Annotated in this window: 20 protein-coding genes, 1 tRNA gene and 1 pseudogene; 3 read left to right on the top strand and 19 right to left on the bottom strand. The window is 33.3% G+C overall.

What is annotated here, in order from left to right:
* Positions 1-27 precede the first annotated feature (27 nt).
* From QNH69_RS00655 to QNH69_RS00700, 10 genes are all read right to left on the bottom strand, one after another.
* Positions 28-1,092, bottom strand: coding sequence for a hypothetical protein (locus tag QNH69_RS00655; RefSeq protein WP_282928720.1), 1,065 nt, complete (start codon positions 1,090-1,092; stop codon positions 28-30).
* A 67-nt stretch (positions 1,093-1,159) separates the two neighbouring features.
* Positions 1,160-1,981 carry a glycosyltransferase family 8 protein gene (locus QNH69_RS00660; protein WP_282928721.1) on the bottom strand — a complete coding sequence of 274 codons (822 nt, stop codon included), beginning with the start codon at positions 1,979-1,981 and terminating at the stop codon, positions 1,160-1,162.
* 11 nt (positions 1,982-1,992) lie between these two features.
* The gene (locus QNH69_RS00665; protein ID WP_282928722.1) at positions 1,993-2,952 is read right to left on the bottom strand and encodes a YitT family protein; all 960 of its coding nucleotides are present in this window, start codon (positions 2,950-2,952) and stop codon (positions 1,993-1,995) included.
* A gap of 14 nt (positions 2,953-2,966) precedes the next feature.
* Positions 2,967-4,148, bottom strand: a complete 1,182-nt coding sequence (locus tag QNH69_RS00670) for a coenzyme F420-0:L-glutamate ligase (RefSeq protein WP_282928723.1) — start codon at positions 4,146-4,148, stop codon at positions 2,967-2,969.
* A gap of 58 nt (positions 4,149-4,206) precedes the next feature.
* A complete protein-coding gene (locus tag QNH69_RS00675; protein WP_282928724.1) occupies positions 4,207-4,590 on the bottom strand; it encodes a hypothetical protein in 384 nt (127 codons plus the stop codon).
* Complete coding sequence (locus QNH69_RS00680) at positions 4,583-5,323, bottom strand: NAD-dependent protein deacylase (protein WP_282928725.1); 741 nt, start codon at positions 5,321-5,323, stop codon at positions 4,583-4,585. Before QNH69_RS00680 ends, QNH69_RS00675 begins: the two co-directional genes overlap by 8 nt.
* 12 nt (positions 5,324-5,335) lie before the next feature.
* Positions 5,336-6,067 (bottom strand): hypothetical protein, encoded by a 732-nt coding sequence (locus tag QNH69_RS00685; protein WP_282928726.1) that lies wholly within the window; start codon positions 6,065-6,067, stop codon positions 5,336-5,338.
* A gap of 4 nt (positions 6,068-6,071) precedes the next feature.
* Positions 6,072-6,770: an ABC transporter ATP-binding protein gene (locus tag QNH69_RS00690; RefSeq protein ID WP_282928727.1), complete on the bottom strand. Its 699-nt coding sequence runs from the start codon at positions 6,768-6,770 to the stop codon at positions 6,072-6,074.
* Positions 6,763-7,113 carry a GntR family transcriptional regulator gene (locus QNH69_RS00695; RefSeq protein ID WP_282928728.1) on the bottom strand — a complete coding sequence of 117 codons (351 nt, stop codon included), beginning with the start codon at positions 7,111-7,113 and terminating at the stop codon, positions 6,763-6,765. The genes QNH69_RS00690 and QNH69_RS00695 overlap by 8 nt, the downstream gene beginning before the upstream one ends.
* A 1-nt stretch (position 7,114) precedes the next feature.
* The gene (locus QNH69_RS00700; RefSeq protein ID WP_282928729.1) at positions 7,115-7,369 is read right to left on the bottom strand and encodes a barstar family protein; all 255 of its coding nucleotides are present in this window, start codon (positions 7,367-7,369) and stop codon (positions 7,115-7,117) included.
* A gap of 160 nt (positions 7,370-7,529) precedes the next feature.
* Between QNH69_RS00700 and QNH69_RS00705 the strand changes: the two genes are divergently transcribed.
* A tRNA-Pro gene (locus tag QNH69_RS00705) sits at positions 7,530-7,606 on the top strand.
* Between the two features lie 704 nt (positions 7,607-8,310).
* On the opposite strand, the gene QNH69_RS00710 is transcribed toward QNH69_RS00705, so the two are convergent.
* The 9 genes and pseudogenes from QNH69_RS00710 to QNH69_RS00750 form a co-directional block, all read right to left on the bottom strand.
* Complete coding sequence (locus QNH69_RS00710; protein WP_282928730.1) at positions 8,311-10,719, bottom strand: zinc ribbon domain-containing protein; 2,409 nt, start codon at positions 10,717-10,719, stop codon at positions 8,311-8,313.
* A gap of 88 nt (positions 10,720-10,807) precedes the next feature.
* A complete protein-coding gene (locus QNH69_RS00715) occupies positions 10,808-11,743 on the bottom strand; it encodes an ABC transporter permease (protein ID WP_282928731.1) in 936 nt (311 codons plus the stop codon).
* Between the two features lie 225 nt (positions 11,744-11,968).
* Positions 11,969-13,078, bottom strand: a pseudogene (locus tag QNH69_RS00720) (ABC transporter permease); the annotation flags it as partial.
* Entirely contained in the window at positions 13,075-14,598 is a 1,524-nt protein-coding gene (locus QNH69_RS00725; RefSeq protein WP_282928732.1) for an ABC transporter ATP-binding protein, read from the bottom strand. The gene QNH69_RS00725 and the pseudogene QNH69_RS00720, both read right to left, overlap by 4 nt.
* A gap of 163 nt (positions 14,599-14,761) precedes the next feature.
* Positions 14,762-15,946, bottom strand: coding sequence for a BMP family ABC transporter substrate-binding protein (locus tag QNH69_RS00730; RefSeq protein ID WP_282928733.1), 1,185 nt, complete (start codon positions 15,944-15,946; stop codon positions 14,762-14,764).
* Between the two features lie 98 nt (positions 15,947-16,044).
* Positions 16,045-17,343: a TRAP transporter large permease gene (locus QNH69_RS00735; protein ID WP_282928734.1), complete on the bottom strand. Its 1,299-nt coding sequence runs from the start codon at positions 17,341-17,343 to the stop codon at positions 16,045-16,047.
* A 9-nt stretch (positions 17,344-17,352) separates the two neighbouring features.
* A complete protein-coding gene (locus QNH69_RS00740) occupies positions 17,353-17,967 on the bottom strand; it encodes a TRAP transporter small permease (RefSeq protein ID WP_282928735.1) in 615 nt (204 codons plus the stop codon).
* A complete protein-coding gene (locus QNH69_RS00745; RefSeq protein WP_282928736.1) occupies positions 17,967-18,971 on the bottom strand; it encodes a TRAP transporter substrate-binding protein in 1,005 nt (334 codons plus the stop codon). Before QNH69_RS00745 ends, QNH69_RS00740 begins: the two co-directional genes overlap by 1 nt.
* On the bottom strand, positions 18,972-21,476 hold the full coding sequence (locus QNH69_RS00750) for a TIM-barrel domain-containing protein (RefSeq protein WP_282928737.1): 2,505 nt from the start codon (positions 21,474-21,476) through the stop codon (positions 18,972-18,974).
* A 124-nt stretch (positions 21,477-21,600) separates the two neighbouring features.
* On the opposite strand from QNH69_RS00750, the gene QNH69_RS00755 reads away from it, so the two are divergent.
* Both QNH69_RS00755 and QNH69_RS00760 read left to right on the top strand, forming a co-directional pair.
* Complete coding sequence (locus QNH69_RS00755; protein ID WP_282928738.1) at positions 21,601-22,419, top strand: AraC family transcriptional regulator; 819 nt, start codon at positions 21,601-21,603, stop codon at positions 22,417-22,419.
* Between the two features lie 142 nt (positions 22,420-22,561).
* Positions 22,562-23,281, top strand: a complete 720-nt coding sequence (locus QNH69_RS00760) for an MIP/aquaporin family protein (RefSeq protein WP_282928739.1) — start codon at positions 22,562-22,564, stop codon at positions 23,279-23,281.
* Positions 23,282-23,339: the final 58 nt, after the last annotated feature.

The following is a 23,339-nucleotide window of genomic DNA, read 5'->3' on the forward strand; positions in this document are numbered from 1 at the left end:
AAAAAATCCAAAATCTAAGCAAGTTACCTAGTTTTTGGATCTAATCTTTTTATTTTCTCTAACCTTTAGGGCTAGGCTTAAGGCAACTGATATGCCTATCACTAGTATTATCCCTAGGATAATAGGTAGAGTGGACTTTTTACTATCTTTCTTATTGCTTAATTTGGGCGACCTAGATAAAGATGAGGATTCACTTCTTATCAAATCTTTTTCATCTAAATCTTTAGCTTCATCATTTGAATTCTTATCATCTTCATCAGAGCCTGGTGCATCAATTTCTAAAACTAGAGTTTCATTTTTTTGATCAAACAAGGTCACTTCATCATCTTCTTTATTGATATAATCATAAGCTTCTTTTGATGCCATTTTCACATTTTTATTAATCTTATCTATGGCTTCTTGGGCAAGCTCTTGTTTTCTTGCATCAGATTTGGCCGCTTCAATTTTTTTGTTATATTCTTTGACTATATCTTTTGTAGTCTTGGCAATTTTTTCTGATTCTTCCTTGCTTATCTTCTTAGAAACTACTACATCGCTTACTTTTTCAACAGTTTTTGTTATGTCGTCATTTTTTTTAGAACTGTCAGCACTATTTTTTCTACTTTGCTCCCTTTCTTTATTTTTTTTCAAAAACGTTTTAATCTCTGCCATCAGCTGATCTACATCCTTGTTTGATGATGTTTGCTTGCTAATGTTATTGGGATTTGGGCTAATATCAAGAGTAGATGATGTACTATTTTCTTTCGATTCCTTGGAGTTTTCAGTAGAACTTGGATTTTTTAAAGGCTTTGATGTCGTTACGCTATTTGTAGAACTTTTATCTACTTTTTTCCCAGGGTCATCCTTACTCTCACCTGAAGGTTTTTCTCCTGCTTCTACTTTATCTTGATTTCCTTCTGTACTTTCGTTTAGATCTTTGATCACATTGTCTACGTCAGTATCGGGCTCTGTTAAAATTATATTTTCTCCCGTTTTAAGATCTGAACTAGTCGTCTTGCCATTAACCTCTTCTGCTTGGTTTGCATAAGATTTAGGAGAAAAACACAAAGCCATGGAAAGGAAAATTAGACTTAATTTACTAATTGACTTCATATATCCTCCTTAACTTGGTCTCTACTTATATTTTACACTTATTTCCTACACAATTCAAAGCAAATCTTTATTTTTCTATAGCTTGATGCCAGAAAAATTTGTACAAGCTATCAAATTTTCCTATATAATTTTTAAGCCATGGTTTTCTCTTGCCACAAAAATGGAGGATAGCTGTATTTTCCATGACATCGTCTAGATTGTAATCATACATGACCTTGTATGTTGTAAATCTTCTAGCGTCGTAATTGTATTTTAATTCTGGAATTTCCATAATTTCATTTCTAAAAACTACATTGAGCAAATCCTGGTCGGGCATCATAAGCCCTGCTTTTCTAGTGTTATTGGCATAGTCCAGGATTTTTTGCTGATAGATATCGCCTCTGGCCTTTTTTAAATTTATCATAAGTATGCCAGAATTGTAGTATCTAGAAATATCAGTTTTTTCGCTAGTTATCTTAAGTCTAGCCTTATTTGCAGATTGAACTGTAGGCATGGTATGTATAGCAGCCATAAATAGATTGTCTGCAAAATCTTCATTGTATAAATCTTCTAGTGAATTTAAAATTAAAATATCTGGATCTAGATATAAAATCCTATCCATATCTTCTGGAAGGTACTTGTAGGCAACTAACCTATAGTACATTTCACTTGTGTAATAAAAAGTAGTTAGGGCAGACGAAAATTCATCATCTACCCTAACATTGTTCAAACTTGCTTTATTATTTGATTTTTCTTTTATAAAGTCTCTTAAATCCTCAATACTTCTATCGTCAATAGACTTGTGCATGAGGTAGATGTTAATGTCACTCTCATTAGTTAAAAAAAGTGAATATAACATCGTCTTTAGTGGCTTAAGATAGTTTTGATCACAACTTACTAATATATTCAATTAAATCTCCCCTATTCCGAATCGCTAGTTAGGTAAAATCCCTTACCAATGATTTTTGATGTATTTAATATTGTTATGAAGGCATATGGATCTATATTTTTTAGAAATGCTCTTGTCCTAGGTGCTTCCTTTGGTGATAAGACCAAGAAGAATATAGATCTTTTGACCCCCTTGTATAAACCCATCCCATCAAGGACAGTGGCTGAACGGTTCAAATCATCTCTGATGAAGCTACCAATTTCCTTAGGCTTTGTAGTAATTATTATGAAAAATTTATCTGTATTAAAGGACTGGATGATTACATCTACGAAAATCCCTTTTAACAAAAGACCTAAAACAGAGAGTAGACCAATCTCAACGTCAAAAATCCAAATAGAAGCAATAGTAAAGATACCATCTACCGCTAGAAGGGCCTTGCCTACTTCAAGTGATGAGAATTTCTTCAAAATCATAGCAATTATATCAGTTCCCCCAGAACTTGCTGCAAGGTTAAAAAGTATTGCAGAGCCAAAGGCTGATATGATTAGTGTGTACACTAGCTCTAGCATTTTGTTGCCTGTAAGCGATCCTTCGATTGGACAAATGTAGTCAAGGGCAAGAGCTGTTAGTGAGTTTAGTATAGCAACATAACCTGTCCTTAGGGTGAAATGCTTGCCAAGGATAAAGAAAGCTATGACTAACAAAGCTATGTTTATAATTAGGGTTAATTGAGGACGTGTAAGAGGAATGAAGGTTGAAGCGATGATACTCATTCCCTCAACCCCACCAATTACAAATGAATTTGGATATTTAAAAAAGTGTGTGCCACAAGCCATTAGTATTGCGGCAAAAGCCATGAGCAAATACCTAGTCAACTCATCCATAGGGTCGTGATTGTATTTGGCCATAGCCCTTCTTTCCAAGTAATTATTTATAAAATGTCTTCCAAAAATCTCATTATTCCTTTTCTCATCGGAACATTCTTTATCCACCATTATCTCCTTAATTAGTTGTCTGAATAATTATCAAAATAGCCTTGGACTAAAACAATTGGTGTTCCCTTATCTCCAGAACCTGATGTTAGGTCAGCTAGAGATCCTAGCAAATCAGTGATTTGTCTAGGTGTAGTACCTAGGGTTTCGTTTTTGCCTACTAGTTCTTTTTCTTTTTTTGAAATCCTATCAACCATAGCATTTGTCCTATCTTCTATAGACAAATCAGCAAATTCATTATCTGCTATATATTTGATTTTGATCTCGCTTGGAGTACCCATTAGCCCCTTTGTAAAGGCAGGAGATACAACAGGGTCTGCTAGCTCCCAAATTTTGCCTACTGGATCTTTGAATGCTCCATCACCATAGATCATAACTTCGATTTTTTTGCCAAATTCTTTTATTAATTTTTCTTGAAGCTTACTTACAAATACTTCTCCATCCCTTGGGAAGAGTTTTACCATATTTTCTGTAGATAGGTTTGAACCCAATAGACCATATTGGCTGTTGTAACCTGAACCATCTATAGATTCTGTCATAATATCGTCTAAGGATAGAATGCTTTCTCCGCCAGCTTCTTTTAGTTGTCTTTTTACAATATTTCTTGTGTGTATTGAGCAAACTAGTACATTCTTTGAAAACTTAAGTGAATCAACTGGATTGTTCAAAAAGTGAATCTCAGAATTTGCTGCCATTTCAGTGTAAAGTGATGGATAGTCAATACCAGTAAATGTGTGTTTGTACTCACCAGCGACTTTTCTAAATTCATCTAGGTCAAGTACGTCTTTGTAAGGATTGATGTCACTATTAAATAGGTCCATTTCATCCATAAGGTAATTTCCTACCTCATCTTGTGGATAAGATAGACAAATATGTAGTTTCTTGCCTGATTTTGCTATAGCCTTTAGTAGAATTGAAAATCTATTTCTTGAAAGAATCGGAAATAAAACTACCAATTCATCACCGTCAAATTTATTGTTGATGTCCTTTGCTATTTGATCTATAGAAGCGTAGTTACCTTGAGCTCTTGCTACTAGAGATTCTGTGACGCATACAACGTCCTTGTCGTTAATTTCTATATTGTGGGTCTCGCTTGCATCTTTTACGCTTTTAGAGACGATTTCTACTAAATCATCACCTTTTTCTATAATTGGTGCACGAAGTCCAAATGTTCTTGTTCCTATATATCTTTTCATTATAATCCCCTTTCTAAAAAATTATACTTTCATATTTCCAATATAAAAGATGCTAAAATTAACTTCTAGCATCAAATTTTGATCCACATTTTGGACATTTTACTTTTATCTTTCCTTTTTTCTTTGGAATTCTAAGTTTTTGCCCACAAATTGGACAAGTAATGTACTTGTGATCTTTGTCATTTCTTTTTGATTTTATATCACCTTTAAACCCACCCAAGGATTTTTTAATCGGATTTAGGAACTTATCCTTAAAATAATTATTTTCAAGCCTTCTCTTTTCAATATTTTTAGAAAAGGCTCTAAAAATAGCATAGGCAAAAAACACAAATCCCAAAGTATACAAAAAAGATGATTTGGCAAAATATGAGATTAGGGATGTGATTATCCCAGCCCATAGTAAAAATATTCCAAATTCGTCTGTATTTATTTTATTATTCATCAATTCCCTCAACTAATTCTTCTAAAATTTTGCTGATATCTCCTTGGATGAGATAATCAGCCCTAGAATCCCTGCCAGTAGGGTCCATATTTATTAATACTAATTTATTTCCCCTATAAAAATCTATAAGACCTGCTGCAGGATATACGGCAAGAGATGTCCCTCCGATTATTAGTACGTCAGCATTGCTTATAAGATTTATAGCATAGGAAATATTATTCTGGTCAAGACCTTCGCCATATAAAACTATGTCTGGCCTTACAATACCACCACAGGCGTCGCATTTCACTAAGCCATTAAATTTTTTTGTATAGGAAAGATCAAAATTCTTCCCACACTTGGTACAATAAAAATCAACTAAGTTGCCGTGAAGCTCTATGACGTTTTTGCTTCCTGCATCCTGGTGAAGACCGTCAATATTTTGGGTAATGATTCCCTTAAGCTTGCCCATTTTCTCAAGCTTGGTCAAAGCATAGTGGCAGGCATTTGGTTTTATACCCTCTATCATTAGATTTTCTCTGCAATAGGTCATAAATTCATCTGGATGATTTATAAAAAACTCATGGCTTAGCATATATTCTGGAGAGTAATTTGAATTGTTTTCTTTGTTATAAAGGCCTGTAGCAGACCTAAAATCAGGCAGACCTGATGCAGTAGAAACTCCTGCTCCTCCAAAAAACACAATATTATTAGAATCTCTGATTATCTGTTTTACCTTATCAAAATTTTCCATAATAACTCCATTCTATAAATCTAAGTTCTCCTCTAGATTACCAGTATTTAAAGTCCACATTCCTATCAAAACTATTATATAGTATATCAGTGTTGTTAGATTCTTATATATGCCCAATTTTCCTATAGCAAAAGGATATATGAAGGCATAATTCATAGGCAAGGCGTGCTGGATACCAGATCCTACTAAAACTAAGGAATAATTCTTACATATGAAAAATCCTAGTATTAGGATGAGTCCTATCATAAGTATTATTATTGCATTGCCATGATTTTTCTTAGTAAATCTATTTCTTGCTTGGCCATAAAAACTTATGGCAAAAAATATCAAAAACCATATAAGTCCTAGGAAAAAGTAATAAAGCAAATCACTTGTGATCTGATAGTTTAATAATTTCAACAAAATTAATGTGAAAATCAAATTGTAAATATATACTAAGACTAGCAATAATAATTTGCTTGTAAAATACTTAGATCTTCCCATAGGCAAAGAAAAAATAATAGTTGATGAACTTGTAAACAAGTCTTTTCTTATAAGGCCAATCGCAAAGCTTACTATAGCAAAGGCAAATATTATTAATATCACATTGAAGACCATCTTGTAGGATAAGATGCTATCAAGGGATAGAAAATTAATTGGTGCAAATTCTAAGGCCAGGCCAAAGACTATAAGTAAGGCAAAGAGAATACTTACATTCCTAAAATATCTTTTATTTCTAATTAAATCAAATTTCAAAAAATTCATAATCTCAACCTAAATAAATATTGTCATAAAATTCACTTATACCAACTTCTTCTTTTTTGCCAATATTTATAGGAGTATCTCTATAGTGAGTCTTTCCATTTTCAAGGAAAATCACTTCGTTGATGAGATTTTCCACTAATTCTAGTTGCTGAGAGGCAATAAGGAAAGTTTTATTTCCATCAATTCTATCAATCAAAAGATCCATAGCTTTACTAGTAGATATTGGGTCTAGGCCATCAAAAACTTCATCCAAAAGGAAAATCTCAGCATTGCTAGCCAGGGCCAGGGCAAGATTTAACTTTTGTCTTTGGCCCTTGGATAAACCCATAGCCATTCTTTTTTCATCAAGACCAAGGAATTCTAGGATTTCTTTTGACTCATCTGATGAAAAATCAGGATAAAAATGTTCATATAAACTGATTAAATCGATTATCCTAAGCTTTTCCTCAATAATTAAGTCATCAGCCTTATAAATAATATTTTTCTTTATATCAGGGCTAAGCTTTTCACCCAAGATATTAAAAGATCCAGAATCCGCCTTAACAAGACCAGTCAAAATCTTAATAAGTGTAGATTTGCCCGATCCACTTGGTCCAAGCAGGCCAACCACCTTTCCTTTTTCAACGTCAAAAGATATGTCATCAAGGGCTGGGTTATTATTATATTTTTTACTTATATTATTAACTTCAATAGCCTTATCCATTTGCCAGACTCCTAAGTTTCAAAATCTCTATAACATCATCGAGGCTCAAACCGATTTTATTGAGATTGGCTGAGAAATCATTGATATATCGGTTTAGATATTGATTTTTTAACAAGCCAATCTTTTGATTATCAAAAATATAATAATATCCATCAGATCTTTCTTCGATAATATTTTCTCTCTTTAGAACTTCCACCAATTCCAAATAATAATGCGGATTTATTTTAAACTTACTGGTGAAAAACTTTCTATCCTTTAATTTATCGCCACTTTTTATCTTTCCGCTTAATATATCAATAATGATATAATCTTTGATTTCGTCTAATTTGCTAGTATATGTCATATCAATTAATCAAACTTACCTTACTATCATAATCTTTTACAGAATCAACAAAAACTTGGATGACCCTTTGGCCATATTCGCCCAAATTTTCAAATATCATATGAAAATTTATTATCTCAATCTCATTGTCCTTGACAACTAATTCATCGTAAAGGGCATCGAGATTTTCTACGTAATAATCAAAAATACATTTTTCATTTAATAATTTGTAAAAAGTTTCTCTATCTTTAAAATCATTGGCATCAAATCTAATCATAATATTCCTTTATTTTACTTTTTACTTACTTATGGTATTATTATAACAGACTTTGGAAAAAAGCTCTAAATTTCATAGCTTTAAAATTTTTTAAAAAATTATAATAAAGGCTTGACAAGATAATTTATTTATCGTATACTAAATAAGTAATCGTTAATAGCGGGGTGTGGCGCAGCTTGGTAGCGCGCGTGTTTTGGGAACATGAGGTCGAAGGTTCGAATCCTTTCACCCCGACCATATTTATTAGTCAGTAGATTTTATCTACTGATATTTTTGTTTATAAATTTTTTACTACTATCTTTTGATAACTCTAGGTTTTGAGAAGGTGAGGCTCGAAGGTTCGAATCCTTTCACCCCGACCACATATTTATTAGTCAGTAGAATTTTCTACTGATTTTTTTGTTTATAATTTTATTTTCTAATATCTTTTGATAACTCTTGGCTTTGAGAAGGTGAGGCTCGAAGGTTCGAATCCTTTCACCCCGACCATATATTTATTAGTCAGTAGAATTTTCTACTGATTTTTTTGTACCTATTTTTAAAATTACCACTGTCATATTGAGCTATAGCGAAATATCTCCTAGCTAATGGTGCTTTAGGGGATCCTTCGCTCCCTTTGGTCGCTCAAGGATGACAGTACTGCTTGATTTCCATGATCAATATAACAAACTCACCCGTCATATTGAGCGAATGCGAAACATCTCCTAGTTAATTGTACTTTGGGAGATCCTTTGCTCCCTTTGGTCGCTCCAAGATGACAGGACTGCTTGATTTCCATGATCAATATAACAAACTCACCCGTCATATTGAGCGGATGCGAAATATCTCCTTCATAGTGATTCTTTTAGGAGATTTTTTAATCATTTTCTCCAAAACAAGAGTTGTGTCGATCCTTTATTACACTAAAAAACCTGCAATCTCTCATGATTGCAGGTTTCTTTCTAAAATGCTTGCATTTTATTAAATGTTTGGCCGCTCATTTCGCCTTGTTCACTTACCTTTAATGTTCCATTTTCAAATGTCGCATTTATTGGAGTATCTACGTTTACTCCTTGTATTGTTAGGCTTATTTCGTTTCCGTTTTCTTGCCATGTTCCTTGGTGAACTCTGTTATCTTTTTGATATTTCAAAGTACCATCTTCTCTTAGGCTTAGTCTTGTTCCATTGCCTTGGTATTCGTTTGCTACTCCATCTGTCTTAGTGAAGTAGTTTGATTGGTCAACAGCTATGGAATCATCTATTGTTAGTCCTGACAATGAGTTATTTATTCTAGCTATGACTTCTTCTAGGAATCCAAATCCATAGTATGGGATTTCATAGTAGGTATAATCGTCCGCAACAAAGAATTTGTGGAAGATTTCATTATCTGTTGTTAGTGGACCTTGGCTATAGAATTTGCCATCTTGGTCCTTTTCACCTTTTACATTTTGATATTCTACAAATGAATAATAGGTGTATTGATTTTTGTAGAGTCCCTCATAGTCTTCATTTGCCTTGATTTCATAAACTAGCATCACCCTGTTTTTGAGATCTTCACTATTTGAATCTGTTCCTGTGATTGCACCAAGATAGTTCATTGATTCAATTTGTGTGAATGTTCTTTCGTTAAATGTTTCTTTTATCAAGGTTCCAGCGTTTGTTTTTAGTATATTTAGTAAGTCTTCACTTAGATTGTCCACTGAGCTTATATATCCATCGCTGGATTCGCTAGCTTCCTTGTCATCTTCTTCATCGCTTTGGTCGCTAGGCTCTCCTGGAACAGTGATGGTTTTATCAAGTGGGCTTAGCCTTACTTGGTAGTTGTTAAATATTTCTTCTTCATTTAAGTTGATTGTAATATTTACTTCTTCTCCAGCTTTTAATTCGCTAGTCTTACTTGGCATTATCTCAATCTGACTCATGTATTCTGGTGCATCTTCTGTTAGACTTGTTGTTAGACTTATGTTTGGATCTTCTCCTTGGAAGTTTATATCAATATAGTTAAATGGATCGATAGACTCTTCTACATTTAGTCCATCCACTATTACAGACTTCATAGTGCTTGCAAATAATACGTTGTAATCATCTGCAAGGCTTGGGTCTGACACATTAGCCACAACCGTTATCTCTTCACCATTTGAAAGATTAGAATCTTTTGAGAATTGGAAGGTCGTTGCACTAGCTAATTCTTCTACAAATTGGTTGGCAGCTGATCCGTATTGGTCATTCTTCCTATCTTTGTTTATATATTGAATTTGGCTAGCAAAATCATTTAGAAGTTTTGTAGTGTCAAGAGATGCGCTTGGACTTGCACTTGCATTGTCACCAGTATAGGTCACATTGATATAATCGCTTAAATCTACTTCTACATCTTTTGGTTTTCTATTCATAAATAAATAACCAATAACAATGGCAAGAGCTAATAATAAGATTGGCAATAGATAAATAGGCTTGAATTTAAATCCTTGCTTATCGTCAGTTTCTTCTTTATCGCTTTTGACTTCTTGGCTTTCATTTAAGCTAGACTGATAAACTTCTTGGTTTTCTGGAATACTTTGAACGTTATTTTGATTATAAGTCTCTTGATAAGTATTATTTTGAGAATAAGTCTTTTGATAAGCATCGTTAGAACTTTGATGACTTCTAATCAAGGCTGCAAGGTTACCAGAGCTAGCCGCTTTCTTGTCAGAATCTTCAGAGCTTTTCTTTAGAAGATTTGCAATCCTGGCTTCTACATATTCACTTGGTATGTTGTCAACTTCTGGTGAATTTCCTATAGTAGGATTTTCATGAATATTATCAAAACTTGCTAAGCTTTCCTTATTTGAAGCAACCGGTTCCTTTGAACTTTCAAAACTTCTTTGGCTTAGGACTTTTCCAGAATCCCAGCTATTTGCTTCCCCTGTAGATTTTCTTCTCTTGTCCTTGCTTTTCCTATCATCAGTTGGATTGTATCCATAGTAAGCTGGAGGGATTTCTTCTTCGAATTCCACTCTTTGCTCCAAGGATTCTTCCGGACTATTATTTCTAAATTCTGCTTGGCCAGATTCAAGATTTATAGGAGCTTCTTCAAGAGATTTTTCATCTTGAACGGATTTTTCCTCTGATACCTTGTTTTTGCCTTTAAAAGCAGAGAATATTTCCTTAAACTTGTTTGACTTAACTTCGCTATTATCTTCTTGATTTTTTATTAAATTTTCATTAGTATTTAGGGATTCGTAGGTTGATTTGCCTATTAGATTGTCTTCTTTAGATTGTTCGATCTCTTTTTCTTTAGGATTATCTATAGGGATTTTGTCAAGTTTATTGCCGCAAACAGGACAAAATCTAGCACTGTCATCAACCTTTGCCCCACAATTAGAACAAAACATTGATTCTCCTCAATAAATGTATATATATTATAATATACATCATAAACAAAAAAATATAAACCCTTGAGAGAGTTTATATTTTGAAATTCTAAATATTATCAAGATTTAGATATGGTTTACCAGAAGCTTTTGGAGCTTTTGACTTCCTTTGGAAGATAATTAGTATCAATAAAGTTGCAATATATGGAATCATAGAAATAAATTCTATTGGAACGCTTAGATTTGATCCACCAAGATATGTTGCTATTGATTCTGCAAGTCCAAAAAATAGTGAACCAACTAGTACACCTTGTGGCTTCCAGTTACCAAATATAACTGTTACAAGAGCTATATATCCTTGACCTGCTATTAGGGTTGGTGAGAAAGAACTTACTACTGCAAGTGACATACTTGCACCACCCAAGCCTGCCATAAATCCAGAAAATATTACTGCTAAGTATCTAGTTTTCTTTACAGGAATATTTAAAGTTTCTGCTGCTTTTGGATGTTCACCAACAGCTATAAGTCTAATACCCCATTTTGTCTTGTACAAAAATAGGTAAAGAACTACAACCATCAATATAGCTATATAAACAGTTGCATATTGGCCGAATATATTTATGAAAATTTGATTTTTACTTAGTGATCTAAATAATCTAGGAATCTTATTTTCTAGTGGAATTGAAGGTGTTTGTGTAGCACCATCAAAAAACAATCTTGCCAAAAATAGGGACAAACCAGGACCTAGGGTATTGATAGCTATACCTGATATAGTTTGATCTCCTGCAAAACTAACTGAAACAATAGCATGGATTAGTCCAAATACTGCCCCAGCAAGTCCGCCAGCTATAAAGGCAATCCAAGGATTTCCCACGTTATAGCCGACAGTTGCTCCGACAAGAGCTCCTATTGTCATCATTCCTTCAAGACCGATGTTTACAACACCAGATTTTTCACTCATCATGCCACCAAGGCCAGTCAAAAGCACAGGAGCAGCATTTGAAAATGTATTTCCCAATATGAGTGCTAACATTACTAAATTCATTTACTCCTCCTCACTTTCTACTTTTCTAACCTTAATCTCTTCCCCAGTTTCGTTTATAATATTTGGATTATAATTACTTTCATTATTATCAAAATCCTCATTAGGATCTTTTACAGGAATTTTGTCCGTCTCATCTTCCTTTACTAGATTTTTTTCTTCTATTTGACTTGCTTTTTTAGTTTCATTATTTGTTTTTTCTTCAACAAATTTATCACTTTCAAGCTTAGCATTTTTTTCTGCTTTTTTCATTTTTCTTCTAGCTTTTATAATTCTAAAGATAAGTGGAACAGCTGTAAATAGGATAATAGTACCTATGATAATGTTGATTAATTCTGTTGGAACTCCAAGAACTCTTTGCAAATTGCTACCTGCATATTTTAAAGATCCAAAGAATAAACCTGAAAATATTACAGCAATTGGATTGTTGCTTGCAAGAAGTGCTACAGCAAGTCCATCAAAACCGTAGTTATCCATAGCAGATAAAACTGATAAGCAGTAAGTGTATCCAAGAACTTGGCAAACACCTGCAAGAGCACATATTGCCCCAGATATAGCCATGGATTGGATAATTTTATTGCCAGAGTTTATTCCACCGTATTCACTTGCTTCCCTATTTAGACCTACAGCCTTTAGCTCATAGCCTAATACAGTCTTGTTTAGGATATACCAAACAAGGATTACTGCAAGAATGCCAAGTATTATTCCAAGGTGTACTGGTGCTTTGAAAAATTTGCTGAAAAATGGTCCAAAGTTTTTGTATGAATCCTTAAACAATGTAACTTTCGCACTATCTTGGATATCAAAGGTAGAAAATGCATTTGGTTTTTGGTATTTGTAGGCTATGAAATTTTGAAAATAAAATGCTATCCAGTTTAACATGATTGTAGAAATTACTTCATGGATGCCAAATTTCGCCTTTATAAAACCTGCTATAGCTCCATACAAAGCGCCTGCAGCCATTGCCAAAATAATAGCTACTATTGGATGGATGATTGGAGGAAGTGGCAAAGCATAAGCAACCATAAATCCTACAATAGTTCCTACAATGTATTGACCCTCAGCCCCCATATTGAAAAGGCCTGTCTTAAAGGCAAAGCATACACCAAGACCTGTAAGTATTATTGGAGTAGAATATACTACCGCCCAGCCAATATTTCTAGGTGTCTTTATAACACCAGAAACAAGGGCGCCATAGGCTTCAAGTGGGTTATAACCAGATATGCCTATTACTATTGCTCCTATCAAAAGTCCCATAAATATGGAAACTAGAGTAAACAAAATTTTTGAATTATTTAAGGCAAGTTTTCTTTTTGCTTTTATTTGTGTATCTGTCATTTTCCACCTGCCATTAATCTTCCTATTTCAAACTCATCAGTCTCGCTAGGGATTTTTTCCCCTACGATCTTACCATCATAGATTACCAGAATCCTATCTGATAAGTCCATTACTTCATCTAGCTCAAAACTAATGAGTAATACTGCCTTGTTATTATTTCTCAAGTCCACAAGATATTTGTGAATAAATTCTATAGCACCAACGTCTAGTCCACGAGTTGGTTGAGATGCTATTAGTACATCCGGGTTATTTGCAATCTCTCTGGCAATTATTACCTTTTGTTGGTTACCACCAGATAAACTCATAACTTTTTCGTTGATGTTATTTGGTCTTACATCAAATTTCTCTACCAATTCTTTGGCATTTTTGTCTATGTTTTTGAAATTAAGCTTGCCCTTTGTTGAGAAAGGTTCCTTGCTAACATTTTCCAAAATCATATTATCCTTTATAGGATATTCCAAGATAAGACCTCTTTTTTGCCTATCTTCTGGGATTGAATTCATACCAGAATCTATAATAGTCCTAGGATCTTTATTTGTGACATCAACGCCATTTAGGGTTATTGTGCCACGATTTGATTTTGCCATACCAGTCAAGCAGTCAATAAGCTCACTTTGGCCGTTGCCGTCAACACCAGCTATACCAAGGATTTCTCCTGCTCTAATCTCTAGATCAAGACCCTTTAGTATATCTATGCCTCTCTTGTCCTTGGCCCATAAGTCTTCTACCTTAAGGACTACTCCACCTGGCTCTTGAATTGCCTTATCTACTTTGAAGCTTACATTTCTGCCGACCATTTTTTCGGCCAAAATATTTTCATCAATATCAGCAACCTTTAGCTTATCTATATACTTACCACGTCTGATAATTGTACAATAGTCAGCCATAGCCTTTATCTCTGCTAGCTTGTGGGTAATGATTATAATCGATTTTCCAAGCTTAGTTAGTTTGTTAATAATTTCTATAAATTCGTTAATTTCTTGTGGAGTTAATACAGCTGTAGGCTCGTCAAATATCAATATATCAGCTCCTCTATATAGGGCCTTCAATATTTCTACTCTTTGTTGTTGGCCAACAGATATATCTTCAATTTTTGCATCTGGGTTTATTTTTAGACCATAATCATCAGAAAGTTTTTGTATCCTTTCCTTGGCTTTTTTTCTATCCAGAAATAGACCATCGTCGTCTTCATGACCTAAGATAATATTTTCCGTAACACTTAGGGGTTCTATTAGCATAAAGTGCTGGTGAACCATACCAATTCCTGCATCTATGGCTTTTTTAGGAGTCATATTTGGAATACTTACTCCATTTATAGAGATTGTCCCACTAGTTGGAGGGAACATTCCATACAAAATATTCATCAGGGTTGTCTTACCAGCCCCATTTTCTCCCAAAAGAGCGTGAACCTCAGATTTGTGAAGATCAAAGTTAATATCAGTTAAAACTTCATTGTCTCCAAAACGTTTGGTAATATTTCTCATAGATACTACAGGATTATCATTGTATTGTTTATCCATAATATCCTCGCTAATTTTATACTCTTATTTATTTTAACACATTATCGATAATTATTGTAGATAAAAACTTATAAAATACTCTATTATGCATAACTTTTTTGCAAATTAATCTTTAATGTGAAAAAAAAAGACCTCAAAAGAGGCCTTTAAAATCTTTATTTAATTATTCTGCTTCAATGTATCCCATTTCGATAGCTTCTTCTTCGTTTTGTGGAACTTCGATTTTGCCATCTATGATATCTTGTTTAATTTGTTCAACTTTTTCTTTGATATCATCTGGAACTAAGCCATTGTCAGCATATTTGATGCTTACTGCGTCTCCATCAGCAAGAGTAAATCTTACAGTTTCTCCACCCTTGAATTCACCTTTTTGATAGTCGTCAATGATAAGTTTAACTGCATCGCCTACACCTTTGATTGTTGAAACTAACATATTATCTGGTGCTTCTTCTTGTTGGTCACGGTCAACACCGATTACCCATTTATCATTTTCTTTTGCAGCTTCGATAACACCAATTCCTACACCGCCTGCAGCGTGGAATACTACGTCAGCTCCGTTTTGATACATTCTGTCAGCAATGTTTTTGCCTGCAGCTTGGTCATCGTAGCTGTTTGCGTATTGAACTTGAACTTCGATATCTTCGCCTTTTTCACGAGCAGCATGTTCTACACCAGCTCTGAAACCATAGTCAAATCTGCTGATTACAACGCCTTCCATACCACCGATGAATCCAACGTTATTAGTTTCACTCATCATACCAGCAATGTAACCTACTAAGAATGAGTTTTGGTGATCAGCAAAGCCAACACCTACAAGGTTTGGTAGGTTTTCTTGGTTATCACTATCGATAATTACATAGTTTTGATCTTCGTTATTTTTAGCAGCTTCTACTGTTGGTTCGTATAGAGCATATCCTACTGTTAGGATGATGTCTGATTCAGAATCTAAAGCTGATTCAAGGTTCGCTTGATAATCAGCGTCCTTGTGGCTTTCTATATAGTCAAATGTTGCTGTTCCATCAGATTCAGCCCCTTGTAATCCTTCATAAGCAGATTGGTTGAATGATTTATCATTGATACCACCAAAGTCTGTTACCATTGTTACAGAAACAGTTTCACCTGTTGGAGTTTCACTTGCTTCGCCTTTGTCGTCTTCTTTTTCTTCAGTATCTGCATCTTCAGTTTCTGTTGTTTCTTCAGTCTCTTCTGGTGCAGTTTCTTCTGTTGTAGCTTCTTCTGTTGTTTCAGCTGGCTTTTCTTCAGCCTTGTTAGTATCTCCCCCACAAGATGCTAATACAGCTGTAAGAGATAGTGCTAGAACACCTGTCATGAATTTCTTAATTTTCATTACTTCCTCCAAAAATTAGTAATTGTATTCATATTTACAAGACTTATTTTATCCCATATGCAAGCATTTGTCCACAAATAACAAATTTTTAACAAATTTTATACTAATCCCATAGCCTCCGGTAAGAACATTATTATTTGAGGTATAAATGTGAGCAATAATAAAACTACCATATTAGCTATTAAGAAAGGCAATAATACTTTTGCCAAATTTTCTAACTTCACTTTTGTTATTCCACTTGCAACAAATAATATAGAACCAACTGGTGGAGTCATTGTTCCAATACACATATTATAAATAAGAAGAATACCGAATTGTATAGCACTCATTCCTAAAGATTCTGCTATAGGTAAAAATATTGGTGTAAATATTAATATAGCTGGAGTAATATCCATAAACATCCCAACTAGTAGTAAAATAACATTCATTAGTAGCAAGATTATATATTTATTATCAGTTAATCCCAAAATACCATCAGATATCGCTTGAGGGATACCTGTATATGCCATAACCCAACTCATTACTGTTGAAGCAGATATTAAAAATAATACAACTCCTGCAGTTTCCGCCGTTTTTAATAAAATCTGTTGTAAAGTCTTTAAATTAATTGACTTATATATAATTGATAGTATCAGAGAATAAAGCACTGATATTCCAGCTCCTTCTGTAGCTGTGAATACACCCCCTACTATTCCTCCTATTACAATAATTATCATTAATAAAGAAGGCAGAGCGTCCATCACTACTTTGCCAGCATTCTCAGGTTTACCTGCTACTGGATAGTTGTTCTTTTTTGCATATCTATAACCAAAATAAATGGCTATTAAACCCATCAATATTCCTGGTATATAACCACCCATAAACATAGCAGAAATTGAAACACCGCCAGCAACTGTAGAATAAACTATCGGTGCTGAAGTTGGTGGTATTAGAAGGCCTGCTGGCGCGGATGCAATATTTACTGCTGTTGCTATTTCCTTATCATAGCCTTGCTCTTTTTGTACTGGATAAATAGTGCCTCCCATAGCTGATGCTGCAGCAACTCCTGATCCAGATAGCGCTCCAAAGAATATATTTCCAAGTGCATTTGCGTGAGAAAGTGAACCTCTTATATTGCCAACAAATAGTTGAGAGAATTTAATAAGCCTGCGAGCTATACCACCATTATTCATGATATTACCAGCTAAAATAAACAAAGGAACAGCCAAAAGTGAAAATGATTCAATACCTGAATTCATCTTTTGCATAGCTATAAATTGGATATGATACCAGGTTAGACCTGCTAACAAAGCAGTTGCTATAGATGATAATATAATTGATACAGAAATTGGCACTCCCATAAATAAAAATATAAAAAATATTAAAAACAGTGCTAAAGTTGTCATTCCTACTGACATAATAACCTCCTAATCTAAATCACTTTCAAAAGTCTTGCTTTTTATATAAGAGGAATCGTTATTTTTAGCATCCATGCCAAAATCAATTCCATCATATCTATTTTTTTCTTCTTTTAAATCATCACTATCTGTAGTGATTTCAACCACATTTCCTGTCCAGGATTCCCAAAGATTTATTATCTGAGCTAATATTATGAAAATTCCACTTATAGGTGCCACTACATAAACCAAAGATCTAGGAATACCTAGTAAGGCTGATCTTTGAGCTTGAGCAGAATGAACGAGCTTAAATCCTCCAATGACAATGACAAAAAGCGCTACAAGAAGAATTATTAAGTCTATAATCACCCTTAAAACTTTTTGAGCCTTAGGATTAACCCTATCTGGAATTAGTGTTAGAGCCATATGTTCTCGAGTTAAAAAACCATAAGCAGCACCAATGAATCCTGTCCAGATTAACATATATCGAATTATCTCTTCAGTAAAATCAGCTGGATTATTCAATATATATCTTGTAAAAACTTGATATATAATTAGGATAGTCATCACTGAAAGAAGTATAGCTGCTATTCTTGAGAGTAGCCAAATAAGAAATTTCTTAAGTTTATAAAAATTTTTATCCATTACTTGCTCCTTACTTTCTCTATAGTCTTTAGTAATTCATCAACTTCTTTATATTCATTTCTATATTGCTCAACTAAAGGTTTGGTTTTTTCTATAAATGGTTCTTTATCAATATCATCTACAAACTCTACCCCCAAATCTTTTTCTGCTATTTCTCTAGCCTCTTTTATAGATTCAGCCCAGAGCTTTTTATGAAGTTCAGTCGAATTTCTAGCTGCTTCCATAATTATTTGTTGATCTGTCGGGTCCATTTTTTCCCAAACTTCAGAAGAAATTACGAGAGCATCTGGAATCATAGCGTGCTCATCTTTTGAATAAACTTTGGCTATTTCTCCGTGTCCACCTATAGTAAGCGCAGTTTCATTATTTTCTGTACCATCTATTATTCCAGTTTGAAGAGATGTGTATACGTCACCATAGCCCATAGCTACAGGTGTACCACCCAAAAGATTGACCATTTCCGTTTGACTTTTCATATCTTGCACTCTTATTTTTAAGCCTTTTAAGTCTTCTGGAGTCCTAATAGCTTTATTTTTTGTATAAAAACTACGAGATCCAGAATCATAATAAGTCAAAGTTAGAAAACCTTTATCTTCACTAGACATAAAAAATTCCCTAATTTCGTCTGAATCCATAATGTGATAATAGTCTTCAGTACTTTCGAAAATGTACGGAAGTCCAAAAGTATCATATCCTCTTTCATAAGTTGCCAATCCAGGCGAAGCAATCCTCGCCATCGATAAAACTCCGGCAAGTATTTGTTCCATTGATTCATTCTCTGAACCTAGTTGTCCATTAGGGAAAATTTTAACTTTGTATCTACCATCTGTTTTTTCTTCTACTTCTTTTGCAAATTCCTCAAGTGCAATGTGTACAGGGTGATCTTGACTTAAAGAATGAGCTAGTGTTAGGGTTGTCGTATTGTTTTCTGGATCTTTTTGATTACAGGAGCTTAAAGTCGATATAAGCAATAAGCTACAGATTAAATATAAAATTTTTTTCATTTACATACCTACCAAATCAAAGTCTTCAAAAGAAACTAAAATATCATAATCATGTTCAATATTAGCATATTTTATAATTACAGAACGTGATGAATTATCATAATACCAACCTTCTTTAGCATTATTATATAATCTCCTGTTTAAAAATTGTTCTAATGTCCTATCTCCAATTTTTACATAGTAAGGAGATTTTTCTTTATTAATCATTTCAATTTCTATATTTTCTATAGTAGACTTAAATTCGCCTTCCTTTATAAATTTGATTAGCGTTTTTTTATCACTTATTAGTTTTATATTAGTTTTTAAGTATTCGCCTTTTTTATAGTTATAAGTTTTTCCATCATCTTCATACATAGTAAAAGTATTGTCTCTGCCATTGGCGATTAGGATATACAGTTCCTTAATTTCATCTTTGCCTAGATTCATTAATTTTGTTTTTGAAATAGGTACAATAGAACCGTCTTTTACAAACATTGGGATTGAAGTAATATCCACATCTATACTATAGGTCTTGCCTGATTCATATAACTTTTTGTTATAAAAATCATAATAATTTTCATCTTTTCCAGGGAAATATATCTCATGTTTTTCTTCTCCTTTTTCAAGAATATTTGAAACAAAGAGGTTATCACCAATGAAAAAATCTCTTCCATTATTATAAGTATTTTCATCGTCTTGATATAAAGCAAATGTTGCTTGCATAATTGGTATACCAGATTCACTTGCCCTATACATTAGAGAATATAGGTAAGGCGATAGGGCATATCTTAAATTTATTGCATCTCTAATGATATCTTTTACATTATCAAACATCCATGGTTCTGTTACTGTATTATCAGTACTTGCAGAGTGGATCGAAAATCTTGGTTGAAAGATTCCGTTTTGTACCCACCTAACAAATAATTCTTCACTTGGTGCTCCTCCAGCAAAGCCACCTATATCACATCCTTGATTTGATACACCAGATAATCCCATACCAAGAATTGTGGAAACATTGTATTTTAAGGAATCCCAACTAGTATAATTATCTCCTGCCCACGTTTGAGCATATCTTTGTATTCCTGAGTGACCGGATCTGCAAACTACAAAAGGTCGAGTATTTTCATATAGCTCTTTTATGGCATCGTTGGTAATCTTGCACATAATATTGCTCATAATTACTCTATTTCTGGCAATGGTAGTTTTTTCACCTTCATAATCACTAGTCACATTATCATCAAATACAGAATCATACTCACAATTGTCGTTCCAAACAGAAGCTGTGCCCATTTCTAGTAAATTGGTTTTTAGCATGTCTTTCCAAGTATCGCGTGTATGTGGATCTGTAAAATCTATGAAAGCTCCATATCCTCCCCACCAGTTTCCTATATATTCTTTTTCGCTAAAAGGATCAAATAGGAACATATTATTCTCTTTGAAATAATCGTACTTAGGATGGATTTTTAAAATGCCTGGCTTTACGTTAGGACTAACAACTATTCCCTTTTCAGTCATATTTTGAAAAAAATCACTAGGGTTAGAAAACCTTTTTTTATCCCAAGTTAAAACACATCTTTTAGGCCCGTCAACTGAATTGTAGTTGGTGTATCCACTAGATAATTGGAAACCATCTATAGGAAAATCCTCTTGCCTAGCTATATCAACAAATTTTTCTATGGCTTTATCACATTGTTCAGGCAACTCTGCATAATACATAGAGCTTGCTAAATATCCTAAAGATTTCTTTGGAAGCAAAGCGCTCCTGCCAGTTAAAAAGGTATACCTTTCAATAACATCGTTAATTTTAGGACCGTTGATAATAAATAAATCGATATCTCCGCCATCTGCCTTAAAAGTAGCGTACCTATGCCAATAATTACTTTTCTCTTTTCCCATATCAAATGAATTTATAAAAGTATTATGGTAAAAGAATCCACTAGCTCTTTTGGTATCTCCATCTAGTTTTATAAAAAATGGTATATGTTTATATAAAGAGTCAGTATGTTTAGGATCATATCCCATTGAATCCTTGGGATTGTTAACCATCATTGTCATTTTTTTGTTAATTAATCCACTTTTTTCACCAAATCCATAGAAATTATCATTATCTTTTATTTCAAATTTATTAATTATTCTATTGTTTCCATCTTCATAAAATCCTATGTCATTCAAAGATTTGTATATTTGTTTACCATCTAAATCTATAACTTTTAAAGTAAAAGGATCTTTGGTCAATTCAACTATTAGATTACCGCCACTTATAATAGCTTTATCATCATCTTCAGAAAATTTATAACTAATTGGATTAAGCCTAGTTCTTTCTTCACCAAAAAAATCATCTAAGTCATCTTCATAAAAAGTAGAGACAAGTGAATAACTTTTTTCTTTGAAGTTATCATTAAAACTTGCCCTAACCCTAAGGATATCGTTTGTTAAAAAATAAATCCTTATTTCATTAGATTCAGATATAAGAGATACATAGCTTTTATAATCTATTATCTGATCAAGCTTTCTTGTTAATTTCATTTACACCTCCTAATAAAATGATATATATAATTATTAGTTTATTCTAGTATTGTTTTGTACGAAAACGATTGTTTCTTTACATATATTGTCTTTTCTCATATAATTACAATAAAGGAGATTGATTATGTTTGACAAAGCAGCCATTTTTATGAATACAGGTGACTCTTTTTCTTTAGAAAGAATGAAAGATGTTAATACAAATATGTCACAAGCTCACAGCCATCCATATTACGAACTCTACTATTTGCTTGATGGCGAAAGAATACAAGTCATAGATGGTAAAATTACGAGGATAACTAAAAATGAATTTGTTGTTATAGGTCCCAATGTTAAACATTTTTCTTATGGTGAAAAAGATATTGCTTTTGATCGAGTATTGATTTATTTTACCAAGGATATTTTTTCCTCTAGTGAATTAGAAAAATCTTTTAACCCTTTATTAAACAACGGTTTCAGTGCTAAAGAATCTTCTTTAACAAGATCCTACATTCTAGAACTAATGAATTTAGCTCTGTTAAATCAAAATAAACTAGAAAAAGAAAAATTTAAATTGATATTTAACTTGCTACTAATAAGTATAATAGATCTAAAAGATAATATCTTAGTAAAAAACACAGATATGACAGCTCTAAATATTATGGCCTATATAGACAAAAACTATAACAAGCAAATCACATTAGACGATATAGCTAACCAAGTCTATCTTAATAAGTATTATATGTGTAAAAAATTTAAGAAACTTACAACTTATACTATTTTTGAATATCTGAATACAACAAGACTAACCGTTGCAGAAAAACAGCTTATGGAAACCGATAAAAGTATTACTCAAATAAGCGAAGAGGTTGGTTTTAATAATTTAGTTAGCTTTAATAGAGCTTTTAAAAGTAAAAATAAGGTATCGCCTTCAGAGTTTAGAAAAATCAATAACAATTCTTTATAGAACTTTTCTTGCCTATTGTATTAATTTTTGAAAGGTGTTATAATTAATACAGAAAAGGTTTCCACAATAAAATATTTGAAAGAACGAGAGCGGGTTGTATTTTTTGTACACTCGCTCTTTGTCTTTAACTAAGGAGGTTATTATGAGAGATATTTTTGTGGCAGAATTCGTAGGGACTTTTTTACTTATTTTATTAGGTGATGGAGTTGTTGCAAACGTACTTACACGTAAGTCAGGAATGGCTGGTGCAGGTCCAGTTCAAATCACTTTGGCATGGGGTCTTGCAGTAATGATTCCAGCTACTATATTTGGAGCAATGAGTGGTGCACATTTTAACCCAGCTTTAACTATTGCTCTTGCTTTTAAAGGTGATATAGCTTGGGATACAGTACTAACTTACATACTTGGCCAAATGCTAGGTGCTATGCTCGGTGCATTGTTAGTTTATTTACTATTCAAAGATCACTTTGATGATACTTGTGAAGTCGACCCAGCAATAGTACGCGGTTGCTTCTGTACAGCTCCTTCAATCAAAAATACAGGTAGAAATTTCCTATCTGAAATGGTTGGAACATTTGTATTAGTTTTTGCTATCCTTGGTTTTGGTAATGTAGCAGGCGCTGGCGATGTTGGAATGAATTATCTTTATGTAAACGGTCTTATAGTATCAGTTGGTATGTCTTTAGGTGGACTTACTGGTTATGCAATTAACCCTGCTCGTGACCTTGGTCCAAGAATTATGTATCAAATACTTCCTTTTGACAAAAAAGTTGACGCTATGTGGGATTATTCATGGATTCCAGTTGTTGCTCCAATAGTTGGTGGTATCATAGCTGTACTTTGTTTCAATTGGGTATTCTAATTAATAAAAGTATAAGATCAAAAAAATTAAGAACTGGGTAAGTATCCTAACTTACCCT

It is taken from the genome of Anaerococcus sp. Marseille-Q7828, assembly GCF_949769285.1.
Classification (GTDB): Bacteria; Bacillota; Clostridia; order Tissierellales; family Peptoniphilaceae; genus Anaerococcus.

What these genes read in the sequence shown, in the direction of transcription:
- QNH69_RS00655 (WP_282928720.1), bottom strand. Translation starts at nt 1,092, where the DNA reads ATGAAGTCAATTAGTAAATTAAGTCTAATTTTCCTTTCCATGGCTTTG.
- QNH69_RS00670 (WP_282928723.1), bottom strand. Translation starts at nt 4,148, where the DNA reads ATGAAAAGATATATAGGAACAAGAACATTTGGACTTCGTGCACCAATT.
- QNH69_RS00675 (WP_282928724.1), bottom strand. Translation starts at nt 4,590, where the DNA reads ATGAATAATAAAATAAATACAGACGAATTTGGAATATTTTTACTATGG.
- QNH69_RS00680 (WP_282928725.1), bottom strand. Translation starts at nt 5,323, where the DNA reads ATGGAAAATTTTGATAAGGTAAAACAGATAATCAGAGATTCTAATAAT.
- QNH69_RS00685 (WP_282928726.1), bottom strand. Translation starts at nt 6,067, where the DNA reads ATGAATTTTTTGAAATTTGATTTAATTAGAAATAAAAGATATTTTAGG.
- QNH69_RS00690 (WP_282928727.1), bottom strand. Translation starts at nt 6,770, where the DNA reads ATGGATAAGGCTATTGAAGTTAATAATATAAGTAAAAAATATAATAAT.
- QNH69_RS00695 (WP_282928728.1), bottom strand. Translation starts at nt 7,113, where the DNA reads ATGACATATACTAGCAAATTAGACGAAATCAAAGATTATATCATTATT.
- QNH69_RS00700 (WP_282928729.1), bottom strand. Translation starts at nt 7,369, where the DNA reads ATGATTAGATTTGATGCCAATGATTTTAAAGATAGAGAAACTTTTTAC.
- QNH69_RS00710 (WP_282928730.1), bottom strand. Translation starts at nt 10,719, where the DNA reads ATGTTTTGTTCTAATTGTGGGGCAAAGGTTGATGACAGTGCTAGATTT.
- QNH69_RS00715 (WP_282928731.1), bottom strand. Translation starts at nt 11,743, where the DNA reads ATGAATTTAGTAATGTTAGCACTCATATTGGGAAATACATTTTCAAAT.
- QNH69_RS00725 (WP_282928732.1), bottom strand. Translation starts at nt 14,598, where the DNA reads ATGGATAAACAATACAATGATAATCCTGTAGTATCTATGAGAAATATT.
- QNH69_RS00730 (WP_282928733.1), bottom strand. Translation starts at nt 15,946, where the DNA reads ATGAAAATTAAGAAATTCATGACAGGTGTTCTAGCACTATCTCTTACA.
- QNH69_RS00735 (WP_282928734.1), bottom strand. Translation starts at nt 17,343, where the DNA reads ATGTCAGTAGGAATGACAACTTTAGCACTGTTTTTAATATTTTTTATA.
- QNH69_RS00740 (WP_282928735.1), bottom strand. Translation starts at nt 17,967, where the DNA reads ATGGATAAAAATTTTTATAAACTTAAGAAATTTCTTATTTGGCTACTC.
- QNH69_RS00745 (WP_282928736.1), bottom strand. Translation starts at nt 18,971, where the DNA reads ATGAAAAAAATTTTATATTTAATCTGTAGCTTATTGCTTATATCGACT.
- QNH69_RS00750 (WP_282928737.1), bottom strand. Translation starts at nt 21,476, where the DNA reads ATGAAATTAACAAGAAAGCTTGATCAGATAATAGATTATAAAAGCTAT.
- QNH69_RS00755 (WP_282928738.1), top strand. Translation starts at nt 21,601, where the DNA reads ATGTTTGACAAAGCAGCCATTTTTATGAATACAGGTGACTCTTTTTCT.
- QNH69_RS00760 (WP_282928739.1), top strand. Translation starts at nt 22,562, where the DNA reads ATGAGAGATATTTTTGTGGCAGAATTCGTAGGGACTTTTTTACTTATT.